The following is an 8,818-nucleotide window of genomic DNA, read 5'->3' as shown; positions in this document are numbered from 1 at the left end:
GCGTCCGCCACCCTCACGCGGCGGCGGCTTGCGTATCCTCGTCGGCAGCCTTGCGCACGGCGCTCGCGTAGAGCTCCGGCCCGAAATCCGCCGGCACATCCGCGCGGATGCGCAGCTCATGCAGCGCCAGGTCCGCCAGCAGCAGATCCCGGCTGATGCGCGCCACCGCGCCGGGAATATCGCGCCGCATGYTGGGCACGTCGCCGAGCGGCACGCCGGTGCTGGCGAATCCGCCCGGGTTATGCACATGGATATCGYGCAGCCATGGCGCGCTGCCCGGTGTCTTCTCGAGGTACTCCAGTCCGCTGCCGAGGTAGGGCGACGCACCCAGCTCGTCATCGCGCGCATCGGCCGGAGGCTGGTAGCGGTCGCGCCAGCGCAGGACATGTGGCGCGATGTCGGCCAGTTCGGGCCGGGCGGAAGGATCCACGAGATAGCCGGTGCCGGCGATCGCGAAGTCAAAGCGCAGCACCTCGCCTCGTACCTGCGTGACGATGCGTCCCGCGTCGACGTCGGCCCTGGTCCAGGGCGCGTTCAGGTGCAGGTGGAACTGCGGGAACCCGAGCACCCGTTCGACCGAATCGGCCGGGGGCGTGGAGCCGGCGCGGCGGTAGCGCAGGGCCTGTTCCCAGCGCGTGGCGTCGGGCAGGGCGTGGTAGTTGTCGTAGAGGCCGGGATAGGCGCGGATGCGCGAGACCGGCGTGGCGGCGATGTGGCCGCGCCGCGCGAACAGGTGGACGGCGGCGGCACCCGCTTCGAGCGCGACCGCGGCGGCGTCGAAGGCGGAAGCGGCGGCGCCGAGCACGGCCACGGTCTTGCCGCGCAGCGCGGCAAAGTCGATGGCGTCGGCGGTGTGCGCGGCGAGCCCCGCCGCCACGGCCGGCTTGAGCGCGGCGGGCACGAAGGGTGCGCCGTTGCCGGCCACGCCGCTGGCAAGGATGACCTTGCGCGCGGTTTCGATACGCGTCTGGCCGTCGCTCTCCAGGTGCAGGCGGAAGTGCGGCACGGCGCTGCCGGTCACGGGCTCGATGCGGATCACACGCGTGCCATAGCGGACCTCGACGCCAAGGAAGCCGCGGAACCAGTCGAGATAATCGCCCCAGGCCAGGCGCGGGATGCGGTCGATCGCGGCGTAGGCCTGCGCGCCGTGGCGGGCTTCGTACCAGGCCTGGAAGCCGAGCCCCGGCAGGCCGAGTTCAGGCCCGACGAGGCTCTTCGGCGTGCGCAGCTTTTGCATGCGCGCGCGCGTGCGCCACACACCTGCACGCGCGCCGTCCGGCGCGGCGTCGAGCACGGTGACGCGGCCGATGCCGGCGCGCCGCAGCGCGAAGGCATAGGCGCTGCCGCTCTGGCCGCCGCCGATGATGGCGACATTGTGGTCGATGCCGGCATGGCCGGGCACCCAGTCGTCGGGCGCGGGGCCGAGCAGGCGCAGCGTTTCGCGCGCGAGGAAATCAGGGTCGGGCGATGCGCCCGCCCGGGCGGTGGAGGTCGGGTCGGTCATGCGGCGATGGCAGCGATGTTCTGGTTGGTCGTGGCGGCACCGGCGGCGCGCGCCGGATGCACGGGGCGCTTCAGGCCCAGGTGGTCGCGCAGCGTGGTGCCCGCGTAATCCGTGCGGAACAGGCCACGGCGGCGCAGCTCCGGCAACACCAGCGCGATGAAATCGGTCAGCCCGCCAGGCAGCACCGGCGACATGATGTTGTAGCCGTCGGCGCCGTATTTGCGGAAGCGCTCTTCGAGCTGGTCGGCGATCTGTGCCGGCGTGCCGACCAGTTGCCAGTGGCCGCGCGCGCCGGCCACGCGCTGGTAGAGCTGGCGGATGGTCAGGTTCTCGCGCCGCGCAAGGTCGATCACCAGGCGCTGGCGGCTCTTGCTGGCATTGGTCTCGGGCAGCTCGGGGATGGGTCCGTCGAGCGGGTAGCCGGACAGGTCGAAGCCGCCGCTCAGGCCGGACACCAGCGCCAGGCCCACCACCGGATCGATCAGCGACTGCAGTTGCTCGAATTTCTCGCGTGCCTCGCTTTCGCTGTGGCCCACCACCGGGAACACGCCTGGCAGGATCTTCAGGTCGTCGGCCTCGCGGCCGTACTTCGCCAGGCGGCCTTTCACGTCGGCATAGAACGCGACCGCGTCTTCCACGGTCTGCTGCGCGGTGAAGACCGCCTCGCCGGTGCGCGCGGCCAGTTCCTTGCCGGCTTCGGACGAGCCGGCCTGCACCACCACCGGATGGCCCTGCGGCGTGCGCGAGACATTAAGCGGGCCCTGCACCGAGAAGTGCTTGCCCTTGTGGCCGAGCACATGGCGCCGCGCCGGATCGTAGTAGCGGCCGCTGGCCTTGTCGCGCAGGAAGGCGTCGTCTTCCCAGCTGTTCCACAGGCCGTCGACCACGTCGGCGAACTCGGCGGCGCGCTCGTAGCGGTCGGCATGCGCGAAGTGGTGCTCGCGGTTGAAATTGTGCGCCTCGTGCTCGCTGGACGAGGTGACCAGGTTCCAGCCGGCGCGCCCGCCCGAGATATGGTCGAGCGAGGCGAACTTGCGGGCGATGTGATACGGCTCGTTGAAGCTGGTGGAGGCGGTGCCGACCAGGCCGATGCGCTCGGTCACCGCGGCCAGCGCGGACAGCAGCGTGATCGGCTCGAACTGTGCCTGGTAGCTGTGCGCGGTGCGGCTGAGGAATTCCACGTCGTCGCCGCGCGTGCCGACGCCGTCGGCAAGGAAGATCAGGTCGAACTTGGCCGCCTCGGCGGCCTGCGCCAGCGCCACGTAGTGCTTGAAGTCGATGCCGGCATCGGCCTTGGCGTCGGGGTGGCGCCAGGCGGCGATGTGGTGGCCGCTGGGGTAGAGAAAAGCGCCCAGGCTGAGGAAACCGCTACGTTGAGCCATGATGGTTGGTCCTTGGGTTGAATGTCAGGCGGCCTTGCGCGTGCCTTGCCGGCCCTGCGGGCGCGCCAGCCCGAGGTGGTCGCGCAGCGTATTGCCTTCGTATGCGGTGCGGAAGATGCCGCGCCGCTGCAGGATGGGCACCACGCCGTCGACGAAATCCTGCAGCCCGCCGGGCAGGGCGTCGGGCATCAGGTTGAAGCCGTCGGCGGCGCCGTGCCGGAACCAGTGCCCGATGTCGTCGGCGATCTGCTCCGGGGTGCCGACGATCACGCGGTGCCCGCCGCCGCCAGCCAGCTCGCGGATCAGTTCGCGCACGGTGTAGCCATGGCGACGCGCCAGCGCCAGGGTGGCGTTGAAGAAGGTGTGGTTGCCGTTGCCGCCGGCGGGCAGCGCGAGATTGTCGGGCAGCCGCTGGTCCAGCTTGAGGCGGTCCGGCGCAATGCCGAGCGTGCCGGCCAGCCGCGTCAGGCTGTAGTCCCACGGGATCAGGTCGACCAGCTCGTCGCGGCGCCGGCGCGCCTGCGCCTCGGTGGCGCCGATGATGGTGGTCAGGCCGGCCAGCACCTGCACCGCGTCGGGCCCGCGCCCGAGCGCCTGCGCGCGCGACTTGAGCTCGCGCCCGTAGGCGAGCGATTCCTCGAACGACTGCGAGGCCGAGAACACGGCCTCCGCATGGCGCGCGGCCAGCTCGCGCCCGTCGGCGGAGCCGCCGGCCTGCACCACCACCGGGTGGCCCTGTGGCGAGCGCGGCAGGTTGAGCGGCCCCTGCACGCTGAAGTGCTCGCCGCGGTGGGCGATCGGCTGCACCTTGTCGGCATCGACAAAGCGCCCGCCGGCCTTGTCGCCGATGAAGGCGTCATCCTCCCAGCTATCCCACAACGCCTTGACCACCGTGGTGAACTCGTCCGCGCGCGCGTAGCGCTGCGCGTGGTCGGGCGCGGCGTCGCGCCCGAAGTTGCGCGCCGAGGGCACATCGGCCGTGGTCACCACGTTCCAGCCCGCGCGCCCGCCGCTCACATGGTCCAGCGTGGCGAAGCGCCGCGCGATGTTGTAGGGCTCGTTGTAGCTTGTGGAGGCCGTGCCGATCAGGCCGATATGCGTGGTCGCGGCCGCGATGCTGGCCAGCAGCACGGTCGGCTCCAGCGCCGTGACCGGGCGGAAGTGGATCTGGTCGACGATGGCGGCGTTGTCGGCCAGGAATACGGCATCGAGCTTGCCTGCCTCGGCGATCTGCGCCACGCGCACATAGTGGCGCACGTCGGCGAAGGCGTACGGGTCGCTGTCGGCGAGCCGCCAGGCGGAGGGCACGAAGCCCGAGTGCAGGATGTTGATATTGAGGTGAAGCTGGCGCGGACGCGAAGCCGAGGTTGCGCTCATTGATAGGTTCCCGGTTGCGGATGGCCTTCGCCCAGCATCCAGCGGCCCACATTGCGGGTCTTGTACTCGGCCGGGTTGTGCAGCGTGTGGATGCGCGCGTTGCGCCAGAAGCGGTCCAGCCCGAACTTGCGTACCGCCGAGCGCGCGCCGGTCAGCTCGAAGATCTCGCTCGATACCTGCAGCGCCACCTCGCCGGCCAGCGCATTGGCCGCGGCGATGGCCACGGCGGCTTCGCCGCGTTCCCCGGCCGTGAGCGCCTCGCCGCGCGCCGCCACCTGGTCGAGCGCGGCCAGCGCGCGGTCGGCCAGCGCGGTGGCGGCCTGGGTCCTGACCCAGAGCTCGCCGTACTGGCGCTTGACCCACGGGTCGTCGACATGGCGCTCGACGCCGGAGTGGACCCACGGGCGCGACTGGCCCAGCGTGTATTCGCGCCCGGCGCGCAGCGCACCCTGCGCGGTGCCGATGAACACGTTGAGCAGCACGCTTTGCTGCTGCAGCGGCGTGACCGTGCGCCACGGCTCTGCCGGCGCGCTGGTGGGGTCGAGCGGCACCGGCGGCCCCAGCACCTCGCTTTCGTGCACGCGCACGCCGCGRTAGGTGACGCGGCCGCTGCCGGTCTGGCGCTGGCCGATGCCGTCCCAGTCGTCCTCGATCACGATGCCCGCGCGGTCGGCGGGAATGGCGGCGAAACGGCGTTCATTGGTGTGGGCATCCTCCCATGCAATGGCGAGGAAGTCCGCCACGTGCGAGCCCGAGGTGAAGGGCCGGTAGCCGTCGAGCACGAAATACTCGCCGTCGCGGCGGCCGGACAGGCTCCTGGAAAAGCTGTTCGCGGTATTGCCCCAGAACCAGTTGCCTTCGGCCGAGCGGCGCCACAGGCTGGCGGCCTGCTCCGGCGCGCGGCGCAGGCGCGGACTCAGCAGGCTGCTGTAGTGATAGCCGAACAGATGGCCGAGCGAGCCGTCCACCTGCGCGAACAGGCGCACGATGCGCAGCACTGTGGACCAGCGCTCGCCTTGTCCGCCGTATTCGCGCGGCAGCAGCAGCGCCAGCAAGCCGTGCTCCTTGAGCAGGCGGATCTGTTCGGCCGGCTTGCCGCCGGCCTGGTCGCGCGCGATGGCGTCCTCGGCGAAGCGGTCGCGCAATGCGGCGGCGCGTGCGATGAACGGGTTGCTGCGGTCAGGTTCGAACAGCGCGGGCGCGGCATCGGCCGGCGCATGGAGGTAGGCGACGTTGGCGGACATGGGGACTCGGTTGAAGCCGGCTGGCGCAGCCGGCGGAAGTCAACGGGATAAGCGCAATCAGCGATAGATGGCGGGCGAGGGAAATTCGCCGGTCAGCAGCCAGGTGCCCACCGTGCGTTTCTTGTACTCGGCCGGGTTGTGCAGCGTATGCGTGCGCACGTTGCGCCAGAAGCGGTCGAAGCCGTTCGCATTGGTGGCCGAGCGCGCGCCCATCACCTCGAAGATATCGCTGGACACGGCCAGCCCGGTCTCGCCGGCGTAGAGGTTGGCGGTCGCGATGTCGATGGCGGCGCGGCCGCGTTGCTCCGGCGTCAGCGCCGTGCCATGGACATAGATCCCGTCCAGCGTGCGCGCCGCCTGGTCGGCCAGTTCGGTGGCCGCCAGCGTGCGGATGGCCAGCTCGCCATACTTGCGCTGGACCCAGGGATCGTCCACGTGACGCTCCACGCCGGAGTGGATCCACGGGCGCGATTGCGTCGCCGTGTAGGCGCTGCCTTCGTCGAGCGCGCCCTGGGCAGCGCCCACGAAGACATTGAGCAGCACGCTTTGCTGCAGCAGCGTGACCAGCGAGGCGAACGGCGTGAGCGCGTCGTCGGCACGGCCCAGCAGTTCGTCGTCGCGCACCAGCACGTTGTCGAAGGTCACCGTGCCGCTGCCGGTCTGGCGCTGGCCGATGCCGTCCCAGTCGTCCTCGATCCGGATGCCGGCGCGCTCCGCCGGGATCACGGCGGTCAGGCGCTGGCCGAGTTCGTTCTCCCACGCCAGCTGGATCACGTCCGCCACATGGGTGCCGCTCGAGAACGGCCGGAAGCCCGTGACCAGCCAGCCGTCGCCGCCGGGCGCGCGCTGCGCGGCCGACGTCTTCGACAAGGCGTTGCCCGAGTTGCTCCACAGCCATTGCCCGGAAGCCGAGGCATGCAGCAGACGCGCCTGCTGCGCCGGCGTGCCGCGTGCGCGCACGGTGTGCACGGGAAGATGGTGATAGCCGAACAGGTGAGCCAGCGAGCCGTCCGTGCGCGCGAACTCGCGCACCACGCGCAGCAGCGACAGCCATGACGCGCCGCCACCGCCGAACGCGGCGGGAATGCCAGCCGACAGCAGGCCGCTTTCCTTGAGCAGGCGGATCTGTCCGGTGGGACGCCCGCCGGCCTTGTCGCGGGCAACGGCATCGGTATGGAAGGCTTCGCGCAGCTTCACTGCGCGGGCCACGAAGGGATCGTTCAGATCCGGGCCGAAGGAGGTCATGCGATATGCGCGGATTGCGTGTTGGGGCGGCGAAGGCTCGCCGCGCGGGCTGGAGTTTCTTGCACCCGAGACACGATAGAACAAGCCGCCTGCGTCACCAACGAAGCAATGCGCGCTTGCTTATCCGTTTGGCGCGTCGTTCGCGTGGCCATAGCGCACTGGCCGGATCGATCCGTTGCGCAAGATCAAGCGGGCCAGCTTTGTTCCCTTTGTCACCATCGCCGGACGATTCCGCCGATTCAAACAAATCCGTCCGAGCCTTTTGTCGCGCCGGCGATGGAACCATCGCGGCAGAACAACGACCGCATTTTTCAGGAGAAGAATCGATGCGCGAATTTCGACATGCCATGCTGAGCGTGCTGGCAGTGGCGGTACTGGCCGCCTGCGGCGGCTCCGACGACGACACCTCCGCCGGCACGCCCGGCGCGGGCTCCGGTCCCGCGGCCCCGTCCACGCCGGCCGTCCCCAAGACCGTGGCGGTGGCCGGCGTGCTGGTGCAGCCGCAGGGCACGGCCGCGCGCGGCGCCATGATCGTGCGCCTGGCCGGCACGGTGTTGCGCACGCCCGCCAGCGCTGCCTGTCCGGAAGTGCCTGACGGGTATGACCCGCTCGCCGCGCTCGACGTGCACTTCGCCAGCGCCGACGGCACGGTGGTCGGCACGCTGACCACCGATGCCTGCGGCGGCTTCGCCGGCAACGTGCCCGAGACCGCCGTGCAGGCGCATGCCCAGCCCGCCGGCCTGGGCCCGGTCAGCCGCCCGCTCTCGTCGTTCATCGCCAGCGCGGGCGCAGGCAAGCCACCGGTGTCGGCGCTGCCGGCCAACGCGGCCTATGTGCTCAGCGTGGTGCAGGACCTGGGCGGCGGCAAGGTGGCGCTGACCRTGACCGACGACCAGACCGGCAAGGCTGTACTGGGGCTGGCCGCGCCGGACTTCGCGTTCGCCGTGGCCGGCACCGCGCTGCCGCTGGGCTCGCTGTCGTACGGCGCCAGCGCGGCGCAGAACGCCAGCGTGGCGATCGTGATGGATGCCAGCGGCTCGATGGGCACCCTGATCGGCAACACCGGCAAGAGCGCGCTGCAGATCGCCGGCGCGGCCGGGCACGTGCTGCTCGACGGCCTGCGCAGCGCGGCCGACGAAGCCGGCGTGGTGATCTTCGACCAGAAGGTCGAGACGATCGACGACGCCAACCTGGACCGCTACTACACGTGGACCCGCGGCGGCGCGGCGGTGGCCGGCTACCGCTTCAGCGCCAGCGGCCTGACGCAGGACATCGCCGCGCTGCGCCCGGTAGTGGACCTGTACAACCGCGCGTCGCAGATCTATGACGGCAGCGGGGCCGACCCGGTCCATCCCGCCACCGGCGACTGGCGGGTCCGCAACAGCTACCGTTATGGCGGCACCACGGCGTTCTACGGCGCCACGCAGGCCGGCCTCGATCTGCTCGATGCCGGCGTCAACGCACGCCGCATCGTGGTGGCGATGACCGATGGCCAGAACAACGTCGCGCCCTACGCGCCGGACGGCGTCATCCGCGCGGCGCAGGGCAAGGGCGTGCCGCTCTACACGGTAGCGTTCGGCAGGCGCGGCGACGTCAACGAGCCCGAGATGCAGAAGATGGCCGCGGATACCGGTGGCGAGTACAAGCGCGTCGAGGGCACCGACCTGGCCGGACTGTTCCAGAGCATCCAGACCGGCATCCGCTTCCAGTACCTGGCCAGCCTGGCCACGCCGCCGGTGAGCGGCGATGTCCTGACCATCACCGTCAGGCAGGGCAGCGCGGAAGTCAGGCGCGACCTGCAGATCCGCTGACGATGTAGCGGGGAGGCGCGCGCAGGGGCAATCCCGCCGCGCGCCTCAGCCGGACATGGCGGCGTCCCGCGCCATCCCGGGTCGCGCGGGCATTGCCGCCATCACTGGCCGGCCGCCCGCACCGGCTTCGTTGCCGCGGGCGTTCCACTCGACCAGGCAAAGCCCGTGGCCGAAGGGATCGGACAGCAGGGCCTGGCGGCCCCATGCGAAATCCTGCGGCCAGTCTTCCAGTTCGGCGCCGGCTTCCAGCGCGCG

7 protein-coding genes are annotated in these 8,818 nt (G+C 70.9%); 1 reads left to right on the top strand and 6 read right to left on the bottom strand.

The window, feature by feature from the left end:
- Positions 1–13: 13 nt before the first annotated feature.
- From AC1DO7_RS36525 to AC1DO7_RS36505, 5 genes are read right to left on the bottom strand one after another with little or no spacing between them, the layout of a single operon-like run.
- A complete protein-coding gene (locus AC1DO7_RS36525) occupies positions 14–1,504 on the bottom strand; it encodes a SidA/IucD/PvdA family monooxygenase (protein ID WP_477117240.1) in 1,491 nt (496 codons plus the stop codon).
- A complete protein-coding gene (locus AC1DO7_RS36520) occupies positions 1,501–2,886 on the bottom strand; it encodes an LLM class flavin-dependent oxidoreductase (protein WP_441613412.1) in 1,386 nt (461 codons plus the stop codon). The genes AC1DO7_RS36525 and AC1DO7_RS36520 overlap by 4 nt, the downstream gene beginning before the upstream one ends.
- 24 nt (positions 2,887–2,910) lie before the next feature.
- The gene (locus AC1DO7_RS36515; protein ID WP_441613414.1) at positions 2,911–4,263 is read right to left on the bottom strand and encodes an LLM class flavin-dependent oxidoreductase; all 1,353 of its coding nucleotides are present in this window, start codon (positions 4,261–4,263) and stop codon (positions 2,911–2,913) included.
- Positions 4,260–5,507 carry an acyl-CoA dehydrogenase family protein gene (locus AC1DO7_RS36510; RefSeq protein WP_441613415.1) on the bottom strand — a complete coding sequence of 416 codons (1,248 nt, stop codon included), beginning with the start codon at positions 5,505–5,507 and terminating at the stop codon, positions 4,260–4,262. Before AC1DO7_RS36510 ends, AC1DO7_RS36515 begins: the two co-directional genes overlap by 4 nt.
- Before the next feature lie 57 nt (positions 5,508–5,564).
- Complete coding sequence (locus AC1DO7_RS36505) at positions 5,565–6,752, bottom strand: acyl-CoA dehydrogenase family protein (protein ID WP_441613416.1); 1,188 nt, start codon at positions 6,750–6,752, stop codon at positions 5,565–5,567.
- Positions 6,753–7,078: 326 nt separating this feature from the next.
- On the opposite strand from AC1DO7_RS36505, the gene AC1DO7_RS36500 reads away from it, so the two are divergent.
- A complete protein-coding gene (locus AC1DO7_RS36500; RefSeq protein ID WP_477117239.1) occupies positions 7,079–8,563 on the top strand; it encodes a vWA domain-containing protein in 1,485 nt (494 codons plus the stop codon).
- A gap of 45 nt (positions 8,564–8,608) precedes the next feature.
- Here the strand turns inward: AC1DO7_RS36500 and AC1DO7_RS36495 are convergent.
- Positions 8,609–8,818: VOC family protein (locus tag AC1DO7_RS36495; protein ID WP_477117238.1), on the bottom strand; the 210-nt coding region annotated here is incomplete at its 5' end.

The sequence above is a fragment of the Cupriavidus sp. 05N40 genome (genome assembly GCF_056397305.1).
Note: the sequence above shows the minus strand (reverse complement) of the source record. Positions and strands in the feature narration are given on the sequence as shown.

Coding starts and splice junctions, on each gene's coding strand:
- AC1DO7_RS36520 (WP_441613412.1), bottom strand. CDS start 2,886: ATGGCTCAACGTAGCGGTTTCCTCAGCCTGGGCGCTTTTCTCTACCCC.
- AC1DO7_RS36515 (WP_441613414.1), bottom strand. CDS start 4,263: ATGAGCGCAACCTCGGCTTCGCGTCCGCGCCAGCTTCACCTCAATATC.
- AC1DO7_RS36505 (WP_441613416.1), bottom strand. CDS start 6,752: ATGACCTCCTTCGGCCCGGATCTGAACGATCCCTTCGTGGCCCGCGCA.